19 protein-coding genes are annotated in these 18,953 nt (G+C 39.0%); 9 read left to right on the forward strand and 10 right to left on the reverse strand.

Features of this window, described 5'->3' with window-relative positions; all coding sequences use genetic code 11:
• The first annotated feature begins 33 nt into the window (after window positions 1-33).
• Complete coding sequence (locus tag F1E73_RS01480; RefSeq protein ID WP_086476777.1) at window positions 34-897, forward strand: sigma-70 family RNA polymerase sigma factor; 864 nt, start codon at window positions 34-36, stop codon at window positions 895-897.
• Window positions 898-1,181: 284 nt separating this feature from the next.
• Here the strand turns inward: F1E73_RS01480 and F1E73_RS01485 are convergent, their stop codons facing one another.
• On the reverse strand, window positions 1,182-1,415 hold the full coding sequence (locus F1E73_RS01485; protein ID WP_140157735.1) for a hypothetical protein: 234 nt from the start codon (window positions 1,413-1,415) through the stop codon (window positions 1,182-1,184).
• Window positions 1,416-1,732: 317 nt separating this feature from the next.
• Here F1E73_RS01485 and F1E73_RS01490 point away from each other — a divergent pair, with 317 nt between their 5' ends.
• Window positions 1,733-3,022 carry a dipeptidase gene (locus F1E73_RS01490; RefSeq protein ID WP_086476778.1) on the forward strand — a complete coding sequence of 430 codons (1,290 nt, stop codon included), beginning with the start codon at window positions 1,733-1,735 and terminating at the stop codon, window positions 3,020-3,022.
• 167 nt (window positions 3,023-3,189) lie between these two features.
• Here F1E73_RS01490 and F1E73_RS01495 read toward each other — a convergent pair whose 3' ends face one another.
• Window positions 3,190-3,579, reverse strand: coding sequence for an acyl-CoA thioesterase (locus tag F1E73_RS01495; RefSeq protein ID WP_150450923.1), 390 nt, complete (start codon window positions 3,577-3,579; stop codon window positions 3,190-3,192).
• Between the two features lie 271 nt (window positions 3,580-3,850).
• Here F1E73_RS01495 and F1E73_RS01500 point away from each other — a divergent pair, with 271 nt between their 5' ends.
• Complete coding sequence (locus tag F1E73_RS01500) at window positions 3,851-4,264, forward strand: glyoxalase (protein WP_086476780.1); 414 nt, start codon at window positions 3,851-3,853, stop codon at window positions 4,262-4,264.
• Here the strand turns inward: F1E73_RS01500 and F1E73_RS01505 are convergent.
• A complete protein-coding gene (locus F1E73_RS01505) occupies window positions 4,261-4,959 on the reverse strand; it encodes a DUF2461 domain-containing protein (protein ID WP_150450924.1) in 699 nt (232 codons plus the stop codon). The genes F1E73_RS01500 and F1E73_RS01505 overlap by 4 nt on opposite strands.
• 92 nt (window positions 4,960-5,051) lie before the next feature.
• Here F1E73_RS01505 and epsC point away from each other — a divergent pair, with 92 nt between their 5' ends.
• Both epsC and cysM read left to right on the forward strand, forming a co-directional pair.
• Window positions 5,052-5,846, forward strand: a complete 795-nt coding sequence (gene epsC / locus F1E73_RS01510; RefSeq protein ID WP_150450925.1) for a serine O-acetyltransferase EpsC — start codon at window positions 5,052-5,054, stop codon at window positions 5,844-5,846.
• Window positions 5,836-6,720, forward strand: a complete 885-nt coding sequence (cysM, locus tag F1E73_RS01515) for a cysteine synthase CysM (RefSeq protein WP_150450926.1) — start codon at window positions 5,836-5,838, stop codon at window positions 6,718-6,720. Before epsC ends, cysM begins: the two co-directional genes overlap by 11 nt.
• A gap of 29 nt (window positions 6,721-6,749) precedes the next feature.
• Here cysM and corA read toward each other — a convergent pair whose 3' ends face one another.
• Window positions 6,750-7,856, reverse strand: coding sequence for a magnesium/cobalt transporter CorA (gene corA, locus F1E73_RS01520; RefSeq protein ID WP_150450927.1), 1,107 nt, complete (start codon window positions 7,854-7,856; stop codon window positions 6,750-6,752).
• Window positions 7,857-8,040: 184 nt separating this feature from the next.
• Complete coding sequence (truA, locus tag F1E73_RS01525) at window positions 8,041-8,826, reverse strand: tRNA pseudouridine(38-40) synthase TruA (protein ID WP_086476785.1); 786 nt, start codon at window positions 8,824-8,826, stop codon at window positions 8,041-8,043.
• A 494-nt stretch (window positions 8,827-9,320) separates the two neighbouring features.
• Between truA and F1E73_RS01530 the strand changes: the two genes are divergently transcribed.
• Window positions 9,321-9,725, forward strand: a complete 405-nt coding sequence (locus F1E73_RS01530) for a hypothetical protein (RefSeq protein WP_140157736.1) — start codon at window positions 9,321-9,323, stop codon at window positions 9,723-9,725.
• A 14-nt stretch (window positions 9,726-9,739) separates the two neighbouring features.
• Here F1E73_RS01530 and F1E73_RS01535 read toward each other — a convergent pair whose 3' ends face one another.
• Both F1E73_RS01535 and F1E73_RS01540 read right to left on the reverse strand, forming a co-directional pair.
• Window positions 9,740-11,209 carry a sigma 54-interacting transcriptional regulator gene (locus tag F1E73_RS01535; RefSeq protein WP_086476787.1) on the reverse strand — a complete coding sequence of 490 codons (1,470 nt, stop codon included), beginning with the start codon at window positions 11,207-11,209 and terminating at the stop codon, window positions 9,740-9,742.
• A 69-nt stretch (window positions 11,210-11,278) separates the two neighbouring features.
• Window positions 11,279-12,427 (reverse strand): vWA domain-containing protein, encoded by a 1,149-nt coding sequence (locus F1E73_RS01540; protein ID WP_086476788.1) that lies wholly within the window; start codon window positions 12,425-12,427, stop codon window positions 11,279-11,281.
• Between the two features lie 399 nt (window positions 12,428-12,826).
• Between F1E73_RS01540 and F1E73_RS01545 the strand changes: the two genes are divergently transcribed.
• The 3 genes from F1E73_RS01545 to F1E73_RS01550 all read left to right on the forward strand — a co-directional run bounded on the left by F1E73_RS01545 (window position 12,827) and on the right by F1E73_RS01550 (window position 15,665).
• A complete protein-coding gene (locus F1E73_RS01545) occupies window positions 12,827-14,194 on the forward strand; it encodes a hypothetical protein (protein WP_223883333.1) in 1,368 nt (455 codons plus the stop codon).
• A gap of 6 nt (window positions 14,195-14,200) precedes the next feature.
• Window positions 14,201-14,575: a hypothetical protein gene (locus tag F1E73_RS17830; RefSeq protein ID WP_223883334.1), complete on the forward strand. Its 375-nt coding sequence runs from the start codon at window positions 14,201-14,203 to the stop codon at window positions 14,573-14,575.
• A 271-nt stretch (window positions 14,576-14,846) separates the two neighbouring features.
• Window positions 14,847-15,665 (forward strand): DUF1853 family protein, encoded by an 819-nt coding sequence (locus F1E73_RS01550; RefSeq protein ID WP_140157737.1) that lies wholly within the window; start codon window positions 14,847-14,849, stop codon window positions 15,663-15,665.
• Between the two features lie 115 nt (window positions 15,666-15,780).
• Here F1E73_RS01550 and F1E73_RS01555 read toward each other — a convergent pair whose 3' ends face one another.
• The 3 genes from F1E73_RS01555 to hisF form a co-directional block, all read right to left on the reverse strand.
• A complete protein-coding gene (locus F1E73_RS01555) occupies window positions 15,781-17,193 on the reverse strand; it encodes a Gfo/Idh/MocA family protein (RefSeq protein ID WP_150450928.1) in 1,413 nt (470 codons plus the stop codon).
• Between the two features lie 257 nt (window positions 17,194-17,450).
• Complete coding sequence (hisIE, locus tag F1E73_RS01560; RefSeq protein WP_086476791.1) at window positions 17,451-18,068, reverse strand: bifunctional phosphoribosyl-AMP cyclohydrolase/phosphoribosyl-ATP diphosphatase HisIE; 618 nt, start codon at window positions 18,066-18,068, stop codon at window positions 17,451-17,453.
• A gap of 82 nt (window positions 18,069-18,150) precedes the next feature.
• Window positions 18,151-18,906: an imidazole glycerol phosphate synthase subunit HisF gene (hisF, locus tag F1E73_RS01565; RefSeq protein WP_086476792.1), complete on the reverse strand. Its 756-nt coding sequence runs from the start codon at window positions 18,904-18,906 to the stop codon at window positions 18,151-18,153.
• Window positions 18,907-18,953 lie beyond the last annotated feature (47 nt).

Genomic DNA, 18,953 nt, shown 5'->3' on the forward strand with positions numbered 1-18,953 from the left:
AGATTAACAGCTTAATTTTTAAGACAGATATATATGAGGCAACTAAAGATTATCAAGCAGGTTACCAATAGGGAGTCAAAATCATTGGATAAGTATCTGCAGGATATCAGTAAGATTGATTTAATTACGGCCGATGAAGAGGTAGAATTGGCTCAAAGAATCAGAAATGGGGATCAATTGGCGTTGGAAAAATTGACCACTGCAAACCTAAGGTTTGTTGTTTCGGTGGCAAAACAATATCAGAATCAAGGGCTAACCTTGCCCGACTTGATCAACGAGGGAAATTTAGGATTAGTGAAAGCGGCTAAAAGGTTTGATGAAACCCGTGGATTTAAATTTATTTCCTATGCTGTTTGGTGGATTAGACAGGCAATTCTACAAGCACTGGCAGAACAGTCGCGAGTGGTAAGACTGCCGTTAAACAGAATTGGCTCTATCAATAAAATTAAAAGGACTTTTTCCTATTTGGAACAAGCCCATGAACGTCCACCATCTGCAGACGAAATTGCTAAGGAATTGGATATGACTATCGCCGAAGTGGAACAGTCCATAAAAATTTCTGGAAGACACGTATCTATGGACGCTCCGTTGAAGGAAGGTGAAACCTCTAATCTATACGACGTATTGCGATCTGGGGAATCGCCAAAGCCAGACAAGAAATTATTGTTACAATCCCTAAATATCGAAATCAATAGAGCATTAGATACCCTCTCCCCTAGGGAAGCGGATGTTATTAAATTGTATTACGGTATTGGAGATCAACAATCCATGACCTTAGCTGAAATTGGTCTTACATTTGATCTTACAAGGGAAAGAGTACGGCAGATTAGGGAAAAGGCAATTAGAAAACTACGCCATAACTCAAGAAACAAAATGCTGAAAGCCTACCTAGGATAATGCTTTAATACAAAAGACTATCTAAAGAAGATAAGCTATTACTACGGTTTAAAAGAGGATTTAATTTATGCCAGTGAAGAATGTATCTTCCAACGGCGCTCCCCCTCAAGGTACCACTAGCTCTTTTTTAGATAGTCTTTTTTTTCAACTACAGGTTGGTTAAGTTTCTGATATTGAAATCCGATAAAATTTGGTTTAAATCATCAATAAAGTCCATATAGGCTGCATTGTCATAATGTTGATTTGCCATAATAAGGGGGTTTTAGATTTAATGTGGCGCTAAACTACATATAGTCTAGTTCTACCAACTCATTTAAGCTTAAAATTTCATTTAAATCCTGAAGAAATGCTAGGTATTCTTCTCCGTAGGTGTCATAGAGCATGGTAAGACAGGTTTTTGTTAATACTAGGTTTAGGTTGATTATTACTATAGTAAACATATCACTATTCCACAATACTTCAATTGAAATGTGGTGAAAATGCCATTTTCTGTTGTCAATTGTACTTCCCTTATACATTATCTCCAAGGTAACCGATCCCCATTAAGGTATTAGGGCCTCATTTTAGCCATCATAACAGCTTCTAACAATGGGAATATGCAACCTTTTCATCCTATTACTCCACACCATGTATTGCCTACTACTCGTAAATTAACCCCATTCTATTTAGGTTCTCATTATGGGGTTTTCCCTAGAACTAGTCCTATTGTTGCCCCAGGTTGCAAAGGAAGAAAAATTAAAACTCTAGGAGCCCTTTATGCTCCCAATTAAATGTTCCCTAGGTTTCGTTTTGTGTTTTCAATTGGCGTTATTTGTAGGTCTTAAACCAAATTATTATGAAAAAAACAATCGGACTATTATGCTTACTGGCTATAGTAGGCTGTAAGGAGAAACAAGTGGAAAAAGAAGTTTCCCTGGAAGAAAAAGCCTTGAAAATTCATGACGAGGTAATTACCATTGATACCCATATAGATATCAATGTTGCCAACTTTACAGACACCGTTAATTATACGCAGCGGTTAGACAATCAGGTAAACCTACCAAAATTGAAAGAAGGAGGCGTAGATGTTTCTTGGTTAATTGTATATACCGGTCAAGGAGAATTAAATGCTGAAGGCTATGCCAAGGCCAAGGAGAACGCCCTGTCAAAATTTGATGCTATTCATAAGCTTTGCAACGAGATTGCACCAGATGAAATAGAGCTGGCCTACAATACCGAGGATGTAAGAAGAATTGTTGCTTCGGGAAAAAAAGTGGCCATGATTGGGGTAGAAAATGCCTATCCCATAGGGGAGGATTTATCCGAATTTGAAAATTATTACAATATGGGGGCTAGATATATATCCCTTTCCCACAACGGACACAGTCAGTTTTGTGATTCTAATACTGGGGAATCAGACAACGTATGGCTCCATAATGGCTTAAGCGAACTAGGCAAGCAAGCGGTGGCAGAAATGAACAGGTTGGGGATAATGATAGATGTATCACATCCTTCCGCGGAGGCCATGAAACAAATGATAGCCTTGTCCAAGGCTCCACTAATTGCTTCACATTCTTCCGCTAGGGCACTATGTGATCATAGTAGAAACCTAGATGACGAGCAGTTATTAATGATAAAAGAAAATGGCGGGGTGGTACAAACCGTTGCTTTTAGCGCCTACCTTCATACGGAAAAGAACGAAGCACACCGTGACTATACCAGAAATCTAAATAGACAGGTAGCAGATTCTCTAGGTGTAAATTGGTATGAGAGATGGCAATTGTCTGGCTTATCGGAAGAAGAGCGAGCCAATTATAGAAAACACTATCCCACAGTAGTAGAAATTGCCAAGGCTAAGGCCGCCAAGGATCCAAATGCTCCTGAAGGTGTTAGTGTAGCCGATTTTGTAGACCATGTAGATTATATGGTAGATTTAATAGGAATAGACCATGTAGGTATTAGTTCTGACTTTGATGGTGGCGGAGGAATCATTGGGTGGGCCGACGCCTCGGAAACCAAAAATGTGACGCTAGAATTGGTGAAAAGAGGATATACCAAAGAAGAAATTGCTAAACTCTGGGGAGAAAACCTACTAAGGGTAATGGATGAGGTTCAGAAAGTGGCTGAAGCTAGCTCTAATAATTAAATAGCATTATCCCATAAAAGGTGGAAGAATAAAACAAAAAGGGTTGGACTTTAAGTAAAAGTTCAACCCTTTTTATACATCGATATATAAAAAACTCATTTCAGATGAAGGTGAGCGTTAAGCCTCATCCTTATGTATTATTTACAGCATCAGAATAAAATTTATTGTTAAGAGGATAAACGATCCCTTACATATTCTACTTTGGTTTTTCCATGTGGTTTGGGTTTCCCGTCATCCCCTAAATTTACCATAATAATATTATCTACAGTAATTATAGTTTCCCTGTTCATCTTATTTCGGACTTCACATTTTAGAGTTAAGGAAGTTTTTCCAAATTTAACCACTTCTATACCTATTTCAACAATGTCGCCCGTTAAAGCGGTACTAGTGAAGTTAATTTCCGACATATATTTAGTTACTACCCGCTTATTCTCTAATTGAATAATACTATATAGAGCGGCTTCTTCATCTATCCACGCCAAAAGCCTCCCTCCAAATAAGGTATTATTAGCATTTAAATCTTCTGGTTTAACCCATTTTCTTGTGTGAAATCTCATTTTTTCAAATTTTTTATTAAAAATAGGTAAAGTAATTAGTTTAAGAGAAGTGCAAGGAAGAAAAGTATGGAGATTTAGAAATAGCTCAATTACACCTCCTTATTTTATTGGTAATGAAGATTTGTCGGGAACATAACTAAGAAAATAATAAGCTTGTTAAGCTTTAGATAGTTATCCTATCCTAAATGTTTACAACCTCGTTAAAAACTATAACGCTCCTACCCTTTTCCCATCAAGGTTTAACCCTATCTTTATAAAAAACACCCTTGCTATGAAGTATAGATCGCATTATCTTTTGGAGATTAGACCAGTACTCCCCAACGCTGTAGTAACCGAAAATATGAGTATGGGCGAGAAATTTCAAAATAAAACCTTACGTCCAATCCTTAAATTGCAAAACCCCTTGCTGGTATTGGTTCTTAAAAATTACATTGCCAAACACAAGAACGGTTTTTATGACCTAAGTCCGGAGAAACGACTCCTTTTTATAGAAAATTCCATTCAAAAGGACATTAAATTCAGAAATTCCCTAAAAGGCATCCTAATAGGGCAATTTACAGAGGAGGAATACGAGTTATATATCCAAAACTCATCTGCTCTAAATAAAAGGATGATGAATATGGTCATTGCCCGATTGCAGGATCAGATACAACAATTTGACCATCAGCCTTTACCTTATGTCTAATGATTTTGGTCTATTAAGGATTCCCCATTGAGATTAGTGGTTAAAACCTCGCTCATATAGTTGAAGAAGGGCCGTATTTTTTGGAAGGAATCATCAATGAGATTCATAAAGTTATCGGAGAAAACTTCCTTATCCTCTATCTTTCTAAGGAAGATAAACTGCTTTCTTTTTATTAAATCGATGTTTTCATGCTCCCTATCAAAACCCATTGGGGCTGTTTTTAAAGCTTCGCCTTGCAGGGCCCCCCAAACCTCTTTTAAGGTAGGCTGATTAATAATAGCCCTAATTTCTGAACTATCTTGTTCAAATTCCTTTCTTATTCTAAGTAGATCCTCTTTATTGGGATTCCAGAAACCAACTGCCAAAAAAGAATTTCCTGGAGTAAGCTGTACGTAATACCCCCCTCGTAAATGGAGTCCAGCACGTGAATAAGAGGCTGCAAAATGGGTCTTATAGGGGGTTTTATCTTTGGAAAAACGCACATCCCTATAAATACGGAACATCTTTAGTTTTTCAATATCATCGTGTTGTTCCAATCTATTTTTAAGGAGCGCGAAAAACTCCTTGGCCACAGCTTCCTGCTTTTTAAATACTATTTTGTGTTCGGCAAACCACTCTCTAGAATTATTATTTGTAAGGTCTTCTAAAAATTGAAATACTTCTTTCGTAATTACGGCCTGTTGTGTACGACTCATTTGATGTTAACTTTGTGCTAAAGTTAACCTTTTTGGCATCAAAGGGTTTTGAAATAATAGTTAATTTTGAGTTTCTACAATCAAACTAGCAAATGGATAAAGCAGTAATCATAAAAAATATTAAACAACACAAAAAGCAACCCAACCTACGTTTTGTTCTAAAGGAGAAAACCGAAGAGTTTACGGATCGGCTGTTTTATACCTTGTTCGATATTGACACTCCTGTAGAAAAGAACCTAGATCTTCTAGAGCAGGATTTTAAGGAATTGGTAGAGTTGGCTTGCTGGAAGACAGATAAACCATGTAAGGAAGTCTGGGAACATTACGTTAAACGACTACCAGAAGTCCTTGAAAAATTAAATTTGGACGCCCAAGCAACCGTAGATTGCGATCCCGCCTCCTTATCCATTGAGGAAGTATATTTGGCCTATCCTGGTTTCCATGCCGTTGCCATCTATAGGTTAGCCCATGAGTTATACAAGAAGGGATTTCCGTTGGTCCCCAGATTAATGACGGAATATGCGCATAAAATAACAGGAGTGGATATAAATCCCGGGGCAAAAATAGGAAAGTCATTTTTCATTGATCACGCAACAGGCGTGGTTATTGGGGAAACCGCTGTTATTATGGATAAAGTTAAGATTTATCAGGGGGTAACCTTAGGTGCTTTATATGTAGCCAAGAATCTTCAAAAAACGAAGCGTCATCCCACCATAGAGGATAACGTTACCATCTATGCGAATGCCACTATTCTCGGAGGGGAAACGGTTATAGGGAAAAACTCTATAATTGGAGGTAACGCATGGATAACCGACTCTGTACCCGCCAACTCCACCGTATTTCACACACCAGAAATTAAAATAAAAACTACACCACATGTCTCATAGCTTGTTGGACACCATTGGGAATACCCCTTTGGTATTGTCCAAAAATATCAATCCCAATCCCAACGTGTCCCTATATTTTAAAATGGAAAGCCATAACCCTGGTGGCAGCGTAAAGGACCGGCCCGCTTTTAACATGATAAAAGCTGGTTTGGAAAGGGGCGATTTTAACACTACTTCCAAATTAATTGAAGCCACTAGTGGAAATACTGGGATAGCCTTGGCTATGATTGCCGGACTCTATGGATTAAATATAGAGTTGGTGATGCCAGAAAACTCTACGAAAGAACGAATTCAAACAATGAGGGCCTATGGAGCCAAGGTAACCCTTACCCCAGCAGAGGTAGGTATTGAAGGAGCAAGGGATTATGCAGAGTTAAAAGTAAAAGAGGAAGGTTACCATATGATCAACCAATTTTCTAATCATGACAATTGGAGAGCTCATTATAATAGTACCGGACCAGAGATTTGGGATGCTACCCAGGGTGAAATCACACATTTTGTATCATCTATGGGGACTACGGGAACCATTATGGGGACGTCTACCTATTTAAAAGAGCAGAATTCTAAAATCCAAATTGTAGGTGTACAGCCCACTGATGAGGCCAAAATACCAGGAATACGAAAATGGCCGGAAGCCTATCTGCCTAAAATATTTGACCCTAATAAGGTAGATACCGTACTGGAGGTAAGTGAATTGGAAGCTATAGACGTAACCAAACGCTTAGCTAAAGAGGAAGGAATTTTCGCTGGAATGAGCAGTGGAGGCGCCGCCGCAGCTGCCATACGATTGGCAGAAACATTAGATAGTGGGGTCATTGTTTCCATAGTCTGTGATAGAGGAGACCGTTATCTATCTTCGGATCTTTTCCTGTAAATTAATAAACATTAGGTGGCTGCATATTATTACAACCACCGCTTTCTTTTAAAAAAAACTAGTAAGCCAACAAAAACCAGAAGCATTAACCCCCATACATAGAAGTAGCCATATTTAAATTGTAATTCTGGCATATAGTCGAAATTCATACCATAAACACCTGCTATAAACGTAATAGGGATAAAAATAGAGGCCATAATGGTAAGTACCTTCATCACCTCGTTCATTTTATTACTGATATTACTTATGTACATATCCATAAGGCTCATGGACATTTCCCGGTATACTTGAAGCGTTTCGTTTATTTCGGTACTATGGTCCATGGCATCCCTTAGAAATAGCTTGGTGTCTTTAGTGATTAGCGGGTGTTCTGAATCTATGAGTTTACTTACCATTTCCTTTACTGGGAAGATCCACCTCCTTATTTTAAGAACTTCCTTTTTTAATTCTAAGATATTCTTACCGTGTTCGGGCCTAGGATGTTCATAAACCTCGTCTTCTAATATTTCGATTTTCGCGTTTAAATTCTCTAAAACCACAAAATAGCTATCTATAATGGCGTCTAACAGCGCAAAGAATAAATAATCGGCTCCCCTTGCCCTAATCCTACCCATCTTATTTTTTAACCTATTATAGACACCATCAAAAACATCGTCCTTAAGTTCTTGTAAAACGAGTACGGTATTTTCCATTAAGATAATGGCCACATGTTCTTGAACCAATTCATTGTTCTGATCTAAATAGAGCATGTTAAACACACTAAAAATGTAATTATCGTACTCGTCTACCTTAGGTCGTTGATTGGTATTCACGGCATCTTCAATAGAAAGCATATTAAGATCAAAGGATTTTCCAAGCTTCTCTATCAGCGCTTCATCGCTAATACCAATAACATCTATCCATGAAATGTAGGGACTATCTTTGAGCGCTATAATTTTATTGTATTCCTTCTCTTGATACACATCTAAATCTAGCTCCTCAATTTGATTTTCATTGTATTCCAACACATGGACACTGCTTTTTGCCCCTTCCCTATTCCCCATATAGATGACGCTTCCAGGAGCTTTCCCCATCTTTTTTGAGCGTTTGGAGGTTCGTTTTGGTGGTGCCTTTTGCTGCTTTTTCTTTTTACTCATAAAATTCCTTAGTATATAACCTAGCTTATGCGGGTCTTTGGATTACTAATGTAAGCATTTCAATATAGGAATTCGATTATAAATACGACATTAATGACCGAAGTACTACAGCGAGATGGTACGTATTAAGGCTTACACATCTTTCAAGGCTCCTCACAATAAGCTAAGTATTTGGATGGGGCTATTAAGTGAAATCCAAATTGTAAAGCATTAATCCCGAGCCTGGAGCTACGAAAGTTAAGGGTTTTGAATGCTTGTTTTGGAGCGCCTCTTCCAAATCTGATGGGAGAAGCTCCCCTTTACCTAATTGGATTAAGGCTCCCATAATCATCCTAATCTGGTATCGCATGAATCCAGCTCCGGTAATATGTAAGGCGTAGCTTATCTCTGGAAAAAAGTTAGCCTTTAAAATGGTGTTTTCTTTTATTACACAGCTGTCAATAGTCCTAACCACCTTGGTATGGGGCTGTAATCTAGCGGTAAAGGCAGAGAAATCATGGGTGCCAATAAACATCTCAGCGCATTTCTTCATCAATTCAATATCTAGATCCTCTATAATATTGGTGAGATATGGGGCGCAATAAGGGTGGTTTTTATCACCAAACGAAAAGAGATAAACATACTCCTTGTGGGTCCCATCCTTAATTATATTAAACTCTTTGTCTACCTCTTTAAGAGCAACTACTCGAATATCGGAAGGCAGATTTCTATTAAAGTCCTTAATGAAATCCTCCTCATTGTCAATTGGGGCATCGTACAAAAACAACTCAAAGGCCATATCCAAGGCCGAAACCTTGGCATCCGTTCTCCCAGCCCCCAAAATTTTAAACTTGGTATCCGGTAAAATAAATTTCAACGTTTTAGTCAGCATCCCTTCTACTGTCTTATGTTGGGGTTGTTTTTGCCACCCACTAAACCTAAATCCTAAATACTGTATGCGAATTAGGTAATAATATCTCTTAGTATGCATATTAACCTTTAAATAAACTCTTGTCCAATTCCTATGGGTAATATTCCATAGGGCCAGATTACAATATTACTACTAATCAATCTAAGGAAACCTATATAATAAAGGAAAAACCTTTAGTAAGAACTACTTTCAATCAAAAATTTTACACATTTAAACGGTGAGCTCTCCTCCTCATTCGTAAAGGCAGTTCTTAGACTAAGACATTGTTACAATATTCTTTTATCATCTATCCAGTGGTTTGTAGATATTTCTTAACTAGCATATTAATTAAATTACCTATTTTGTAGGAAGAAATATGAATAGAGTAGCTGGGAAAAGGGAATATTCTGACTTTAATTTTCGTCATTATGTCGATATTTTAACTGTCAGCCATAATTATACCGTAACTATGCCTAAAATTTTCTAACAAGCATTACACCTATATGGGAGTTAAAATAAAAATAGGGGCTATAAGGCAAAATCTCATTATATCGATTAGTATTATATTGGTATTGATGATATTTAGTTTTTATGGTTTGTACAGCAACCACTTTCATTTCAATCAATTAGAGCGCTTTTTATTTCCTATAATATCCGTGATTCATTTTATCTATCTCTATATTCTATGGTTTAAAGTATCGGAAAACGAATATCCAGATACGATAATGAGAAATATAGAGTATACAATGTACGGGGTAGTGTTATTCTATATCTTTAAAATAATTGAAACAGCATTACTCTTGGGTACATACACTAAATTTGAAGGCTATATAATTCCAACTACCTTTTTACCCTTGGGAATTATTAAGATTAGCCTTCAAATTCTTCTTCCTGTATGTACTATTTGGTCTTTTTCCATCAGGAAAAAGAAAGTAGGCAACTATAATTTTGACTACCTAAACGAGCATTCGGACCATTAAGATTTTATTTTCCTCTAAAGTCCGCGAATAAAACTTCCGTATACATCCTTAATTTGATATCCTTTTACAAAGCGCTGTTTGCTTAGCTTCTTATAACCCACCAGCCCCCAAAGCAGTAGTTCTTTAAGGAAATAGATATCTTTTTCTTCCATTTCTGGTTGGTATTGCTGTATTAATTGGTTTAGAGCGGGAATGCTATCCAATTTTTCTTTGTAAACATGATCCTTGTCGTCATCCATCAACTCAAATCCATCACCATCAAAGAACCAGCTAACTAGCTGGTCGTAGGGTCCTTCTTCATCCTTGTGTTCTAGTTTTTGGATTATAGGGAAGTACTGCGCAAAAAGGGTTTTAATGGCCTCTTCTATCAAGATTTCTGCAACCTTGCCGGCGCCCTCCTGTTCGCCTTCATATACCAGCTCGATTTTACCGGTTATAGCTGGAATAATTCCCATAAAATCCATCAATCGGACTTGGGTATAACCATCGCCATTTTTTAAGGTTCTTCGCTCAGCTGTACTTAATAAATTTTCCAATGCCGTGATGCTCATCCTGGCACTAATTCCGCTTTTGGGATCTACATACTCGCTTTTACGGGCTTCTATACTAATTTGCTCTAATAGGTCCTTTGCCATATCGGGAACATACACCATTTCTTTCTGTTGTTCGTCCAGTTTAGCTTCTTGTTCGGTAATCTTACGTGCGGTTTCCAAATCCTCTGGATAATGGGTAAGAATCTGTGACCCTATCCTATCTTTCAATGGAGTTACAATACTACCTCTATTGGTATAATCCTCTGGATTTGCAGTAAACACAAACTGCAGATCTAGGGGTAAACGCACCTTAAATCCTCGGATTTGTATATCTCCTTCCTGTAAAATGTTAAATAGCGACACTTGTATCCTGGCTTGTAAATCTGGCAATTCATTGATTACAAAAATACTTCTATTAGCCCTTGGGATCATTCCATAATGGATTACCCTTTCATCTGCATAGGACAACCTTAAATTTGCTGCTTTTATAGGATCTACATCCCCAATTAAATCGGCAACGGTTACATCCGGGGTGGCCAATTTTTCAAAAAAACGTTCACTACGGTGAATCCAGCTGATGGGAGTATCTTCCCCATGCTCTTTAATTTGTTCTAAAGCGTATCGCGATATTGGTTTTAAAGGGTCATCATTGATTTCAGAACCCGAAACTATGGGAATATATTCGTCTAGTAATCCAACCATTAGTCGCGCTAAACGGGTTTTCGCCTGCCCCCTAAGTCCAAGTAAATTGATGTTATGCCGAGATAGGATGGCGCTCTCTAGTTCGGGAATTACGGAGTTTTCATAGCCCCATACCCCTGGAAAAGCATTTTCGTCCGATTTAATTTTTTGTAATAGGTTATCCCTTAATTCATCCTTGATGGATTTTGTTTTATAACCCGATTTTTTAAGATCTCCTAGGGTTAGAATTTCCTGGTGATTCAATTTCATATGTTTAAGTAATTATTTTATTGGTTTAAATAAATCCTTTTATTATCCAGATTGGTTTTCTAAGAATATTTAACCTTTTAATCTTTTTCTTCTATTCTGTTCATAATCCTCAAATATCATTTCCCCCAGACCCTTTAATCCTGTGAAGAACGCCTTGCCTCTATTTGCCTCTGTAAAATGCCTAACAAATTGCGTTAAATATGGATCTTTGGCAATCATAAAGGTAGTGATGGGAATATGTAATTTTCTGGCTTGTTGCGCCATATTATAGCACCTTTCCACAATATAATCGTCCAGTCCAACACTGTTTTTATAATAGGTGCCATCAGGCAATTTAATGCAACTTGGCTTACCATCGGTTATCATAAAAATCTGTTTATTGGTATTTCGTTTTCTACGGAGCATATCCATAGCCAACTGTAATCCGGCAACGGTGTTGGTATGGAAAGGACCAACTCTTAAATAGGGTAATTCCTTTATGGAAATAGGCCATGCATCGTTCCCAAAAACCAACACATCTAGCGTATCCTTGGGATAGCGAGTGGTTATTAGTTCGGCAAGCGCCATGGCTACTTTTTTAGCAGGCGTAATCCGATCTTCCCCATAGAGAATCATACTGTGGCTTATATCGATCATCAGGACCGTACTCATCTGGGCTTTGTATTGCGTGTCTTCCACAACCAAGTCCTCCTCCGACAAATTAAAATTCCCGATACCGTGGTTTATTTGGGCATTCTTTAGACTTTCGGTCATGGAGATACGTTCTAAACTATCCCCAAAGCGAAATTCTCTATATTCCCCGGTATGCTCATCTCCCCTACCCGGTTTTCCCGTTTTATGGTTTCCAGAGCCACTGCGTTTAATTTTACCGAAAATCTGATCTAGGGCGGCTTGACGGATTACACGCTCCATTTTAGCGGTAATGGCCAAGTCTGCCTTAGAAGTGCCTTCTCCAGTGCCGTCTGTGTCCCCAAGCTCAAACTCCTCACGTAAATAACCCTTGGCTTTAAGGTCTTCTATAAAGTCTTCTATTGTATAATTCTCATCGGTTAGGCTATATTCCTTATCCAATTCGCGTAACCAATCTAAGGCCTCATCTACATCCCCGGAAGTATGGGTGATTAATTCCTTGAAAATCTCAAAGAGTTTTTCGAACGGACTTAGATCTGGTGCAACATAATTGGAAAAACGAAAGCCTCTTCTTTTTTCTATTGACATATCATAAATTTAATACATTTGGGATACATCCATTGCTATTTTAAGAAAACTTAACTATTAAGGCGCTTTGGCCACAATGATCACCCTAACTTTTAAATATTCCGTTGGCTTTCTTTGCTCACGATTGTCTTGTTAAAAACCTTCTACCTTCGCCCTCCACGAGGTAAACTTCTTTGCACTAACCCACTAGGTTTCCTGCCATAAAAATTGAGAAATTTGGGATCTACAGTAAATAGGGTATCTTCATCTTTTAATTATCGTAAGCTATTATGGACTACAACTAAGCTTATGGTAACTATTGATCTCAGCTATTAATTTATTGGTGGATTCCCTAGTGTTTTTCAGCAAAAAATAGCACTAATACAAGGCAGGGAATCACCTTCTAAAATCAAATATCAAATGGAGCAAGAAATGATGCTAACAAAGAAAGGCATGCTTGGTAACTATCCCCAGCAGCCACATGGAGGTAAATTGGTCGATTTAGTATTAAAAGGAGCGGAATTAGATGAGGCACTTAAAAGAGCTGCACAGTTACCTGCTATAATGATCGACATGGAGGCGGTGATTACTGTAGAGATGATCGCAACCGGGGTTTTATCTCCCAATGAGGGTTTTATGGATGAAGCCAACTATATGTCGGTCCTCAGTAAAGGTCGATTAACGAATGGTCTTATCTGGCCTGTACCCCTTAGTTTTGCCCCTACAGGCGAACGAAACCGAGAGGTAGTGAAATCTTTGGCCATAGGGGAAGAAGTAACCCTAATTGACGAGAAAAGGAACCCAATTGCCATTCTTACCCTAAACGATATATTCTCCTACGATAGGGAGTATAGGGCTTCACAGCTTTTTGGCACCACGGGTAGAAACCATCCGGGGGTAGATGCCATCTACCGTAGGATGGGCGATACGGCTTTAGGAGGTACCCTTAAATTGTTAGGACGAATGGATTGGGGTCCCTTTGAAAAATTACGACTAGAACCCAAGGATACTTGGAAGATGTTTTATGAAGAGAAAAATTTCCGGTCTGTAGCCGGATTTATAACCGGTGCCAATCCGCTTCATAGAGGGCACGAGTTTATCCATAAGAATGCTTTGGAGGAAATTGATGGCCTACTTATACAACCTCTCGTGGAAATGGCGAAAAGGGAATATACGCGTCACGAATTTAGGATGTTATCCTATAGAAGTGTCTTGGACACTTATTACCCTAAAGGTAGATCCATGCTTTCTCCCTTACGGGTAACCTATATTTTTGCCGGACCCCGGGAAACGGTATTGCATGCACTAATTATGAAAAACTATGGCTGTACCCATGCGTTAATTGGACGGGACCATGCCGGAATAGGTGAATTCTATGACAAGTATGCCAGTCATACCGTCTTCGATGAATTTGACCCGAAGGAATTAGGGATAGCTATAAGACTATTCCATGAAGTTTTTCATTGTACCCGATGTAGTAATTTGGCAACAGGCCAATCCTGTCCACATGACGAAAAATACCGAGTACATATATCCGGAACAGGAATTAGGGAAATGCTGCGTCATGGAATATTGCCGCCAAAGGAAATTATAAGGCCAGAATCGGCACGTATCGCCATACAGGGTATACAATCCAAGGGACTGGACGAAAATGACCAATCTATTTCCCCTGTGGGGCAAACCATTAAAGCCATATTTCCATTTTATTCTGAGAGGAAGAATTTAGGGGGTTTAAAACGAAGTGAGCCTCTAGATTGGGATTCTTTAACCAAAAGGGATCTGGAATAGGTTAATTTGGATATCCGATTAAATGCAGACCGAATCTATAGGGACATATTTAATGAATACAGCAGTCTTGGGGACAGCAATCGCAACTTACAGCCTGCTTGGATTACAGAGGCCCGGGAAGCAGCACGATCTCAACAAAATATGGTGATACAAGACCTGGAGGAAAAGTTAGAGCAAGCCCCGCCCGTGGCGTCCGATGAATTTATGTATCAAGATAAAGAGGAAGCTGTTCGCGAATTGGAGGTAGCCAAAAAAATATTAGAAGACATTCCCCTTCCTGTACAAGCTAAAGGCTTGGAATATAGAACCTGGAACCCAATACCCTATAAACGTTTTAGGGGTAGTGATGAACCATCTAAAAAAGACGAATCCGATTTTTAAGAAAACGTTTTAACGGCCAGTTCTTTTGACTTTGGATTGGATTCATTTCTGCATACAAGGTAGCCCTTAGTTTAGTGGACAAAACCTAGGGGCTACCTTTATTTAATAAAAGAGTTCCATTTTGTTAGGTAGTTTTATTGAACCTTTTTGCGGGAACCCAGGCCTCCACGGGGCGTTTAGTAATTTTAGTGAGCTCAGATTGGTTTAGGTACAAAATGTTTTGCAGGCCCATTATACCAACTTATTTTTAGAAGCTAAGAAGGTAACAAGCATGAAAACACTTTCTATTTATGATGCTTTTCAAAAAACTCCTCCTTTGTGGTATGATAACTACGAGGGGTTGGAGCAATTTGTTTTTCCAGGGATCAATCTTCAGGACTTTTCCCCGCTTCCCATTCCGAAGCAGCTTAGGCTAGGTCATCAATTGGAGTTTGTATTTCATCAATTGCTATTGCATAATCACAGGTATAAGGTACTTGCTACCAATGTGCCCGTTAGGAAGAATAAAATAACGCTTGGGGAGTTCGACTTCATTCTCCGGGATTTGATTACGGGAAAACCCATTCACTTAGAGCTCACCTACAAGTTTTATATAGTAACGGGAGTCCAAAACACTCCCATGGAAGAACAACTGCTTGGCCCTAATTTTAGGGATACCTACATGCAAAAGAAGGAAAGAATAATAAGTCACCAATTACCTTTATCTTCCCATAAGGAAGGGAGAAACACCTTAAAGGAATATGGAATTGATGCCAAAGACTTAAGTAAGCTGGTATGTTTTAAATCTCAATTATTCACTCCTTACTATAGTACAAAGATGGATGTAACCCCATTTAACTCCGACTGTATAAGGGGCAGCTGGATTAGCAATGTGGATTTTGAAAGGGAAGAGTTTACATCCTATCAGTATTATTTACCCACCAAAATAGAATGGCTTTTACCACCCTATAATGAGGTGGAATGGTGTTCCTATAAAGATATATTGGATAGCATTTTACCCCGTTTGGAAAATAACAGTGCGCCCATGTTATGGGTTAAAAAAAGCGCCATGGAATTGTCTAAGATTTTTATTCTTTGGCGTACTCCCTAGATATCCCCATAAACAGGGTGCACTGCTGGCGGACTTTATAGGTATTGGAAATAAAAAAGCCGTTTACTTCCCTTAGGAAATAAACGGCTTATACTAAAAAAAAACACTTAAACTATTAACTTATAATATCTAAGGGCGCCGTAGTTTCCCATCTTCCTCTTGTGAAATCTGGAAACTCTTGCGGTACTCCATTTTGAGCTACAGAGGCCTCACTCAAAGTACCTACGGCACTCCAATAACAACCTTCGTATACGTTTTGGTCTAATGGCTGGCCATTACGCAGACACTCTACAATTCGGTAGAGCATCATAAAATCCATTCCACCGTGTCCGCCCATTTTCCTAGATAATTCTCCTAATCTAAGGTATAAAGGATGCTCATACTTCTCATAAATCTTTGCGAGCTGCTCACCTTGTCCCCAAGAGTGGTGATCCTTTGGACCTCCTTCAAATCCGCCTTCTAAGGCAATTCTTGTTGGGAACCCTTGCATAGTACCTTTTGTACCTTGTATTAAATTATGTCTGGTATACGGTCTAGGGCTAGTCTCATCCCACTGTACCATAATGGTCCTACCTAGGTGGGTCTTTACAATAGACGTATTGATATCTCCTCCCTTATAATCTAACTGATTCCATTTATGGTCGGCTGGGAAATTTTTGGCGGCATATAATTGTCGGCCTTTAGCTGGTGAAGAAAAGGAATTTATAAATTTAAAGTTATCCTCACCTCTAGCTAAATTCATGTATTGGGCAACGGGTCCCAAACCATGTGTTGGATATAAATTACCATTACGATGTGCATAGTGTGGTGTACGCCAAGAACCGGTTCCACGCTCTACCTCATTCATTTGAAAACGAAGTTCATGGATATAGGAAGCTTCCCCATGTAAAAGTTCTCCAAGAACGCCTTGCCTACACATATTTAGATATAAAAGCTCCTCCCTACCGTAGTTAACGTTTTCCATCATCATACAGTGCTTCTGAGTCTTTTCGGAAGTATCTACAATCTCCCACATCTCCTCAATGGTCAGGGCAAGTGGGACTTCTACAAAAACGTGCGCTCCACTTTTCATAGCCTCAATGGCCATAGGGGCGTGTAATTTCCAAGGAGTACTTACGAAAACTGCATCGGGCTTTTCCCTTTTCAGCATTTTCTTCCAGTCGTTTTCTCCTTTGGTATATAATTTAATCTTTTGGTGACGGGTACCTTTACCATTCTCCTTGCATTTATCTGCAGATCTTTGAGCGTTATCCTCATAAAGATCGGAAATAGCAACCACCTCAGTACCTTCTATAGAAGCAATTTGATGTGCGTGACTAGAACCACGAGCACCTACTCCAATAAAAGCACATTTAACTGTATCCAATTTAGGAGCAGAAAAACCACCCATATACTTAGCACCTAAACTTGGCGTAGGTGCTTCATTAAAATTTTTATTAGACAAAGAGCTTGCCCATCCTTGTGCCATTGCCAATCCCATACCAGCAATGGATGATTTTCTTATAAAATCTCTCCTATTTGACTTCATTTCCTATTTATGTTGTTAATTATTCCAAAATTCCAAGTGCTCAAGATAGTATTAATTTTTAATTTAAAATTTATCCTGTTATAAATTAAACAATTTATAACAGGTTTTTGATAAGACTTAAGAATTATAACTAGTCCAGATGGGCCTCCAAGATGAGCTTTAGAGTCTTTTAAATATTAATACCCCTAGGGTGTGGACTATTGAAGGATTATAGCGTTAGCCAAACCTAGACCGTGTATGGCCCCCTTTGGATATTGCTAGTGGCGTGTCTCCAATACTTTTACAATATCTTTCAATTGGTAGCCTTTTGCCTGCAGCAATATGAGATAATGAAAAAGCAGATCGGCACTTTCATCCAGGAAGAGTGAGTCGTTTTTATCCATGGCCTCTATCACCACTTCCACGGCTTCCTCACCCACTTTTTGGGCTATTTTATTGATGCCGCTTTGATATAGGGAGGAAACATAACTAGCTTTATACTCAGGATTAGGTTCCTTCCCTTCTGCTTGTGCCTTTCTATCTGCGATAACTCCCTCTAACTCACTCAAAAATCCATAGCGCTCCAAATTCTCCTCACCCCAACAGGTGTCCGTCCCCTTATGACAAGTAGGCCCCACTGGTTCTACAGTCACTAAAAGCGTATCATTGTCGCAGTCTGACTTTATGGTTACCAAGTTTAGGAAATTACCGCTTTCCTCTCCCTTGGTCCACAGTCTATTTTTAGTGCGACTAAAGAAGGTGACTTTTTTGGTCTCTATGGTGTGCGCATAGGCTTCTTGGTTCATATAGCCCAGCATAAGTACATTCTTTGTCTTCGCGTCTTGTATGACGGCTGGCACCAATCCGTCCTTGTTTTTATTGAAATCTATGGTCATTGTTCTATGCTTGTTGTAGTGGAGATAACGATAAAGAGTACACGTACTTGTATATCCCTTTATGGCATTGCCCCTTTACGATTTATAATCTAACGGGAATGTCTTTGCTATGCAATTCTTCCTTTAATTCTTTTATGGCTATTTCCTTAAAATGAAATACACTTGCTGCCAAAGCGGCGTCTGCTTTCCCTTTGGTGAACGCGTCGGTGAAATGGGCAATTGTACCCGCTCCTCCAGAGGCAATTATCGGGATGTTTAATTCCGTGGACAATTTTGCCAAAGCCTCATTGGCAAATCCGTTTTTGGTTCCGTCGTGATTCATACTAGTGAATAAAATTTCACCTGCACCACGCGCTTCCACTTCCTTAGCCCAATCAAAAAGATTAAGCTCGGTAGGGACCTTTCCTCCTACTAAATGCACAATCCACTCCCCATCTACCTCTTTTGCATCAATGGCCACTACAATACATTGTGAACCAAACTTAGCCACCAAATCATTGATTAACTGTGGATTTTTCACAGCGGAGGAATTGATGGATACTTTATCGGCACCATTCTGCAGTAGGATGTCCACATCTGCTACGGAAGAGATTCCCCCACCGACAGTAAAGGGTATATTCACTTTTTCGGCAACCCGTAAAACAAGGTCTGCCATGGTGCGCCTACCTTCTTCTGTTGCAGAGATATCTAAGAATACCAGTTCATCTGCACCGGTCTTGGCATAAATCTCTGCCAATTCTACCGGATCTCCAGCATCACGTAGGTCTACAAAGTTAACCCCTTTAACGGTCCTCCCATTTTTGATATCTAAACAGGGTATGATTCTTTTTGTCAGCATTTTAAAATATTATGGTTGGCCTACCCATTATAACTTTTTAGGGTGAA

Origin of the sequence: Arenibacter lacus (assembly GCF_008711145.1) — a bacterium.
Lineage (GTDB): Bacteria > Bacteroidota > Bacteroidia > Flavobacteriales > Flavobacteriaceae > Arenibacter > Arenibacter amylolyticus.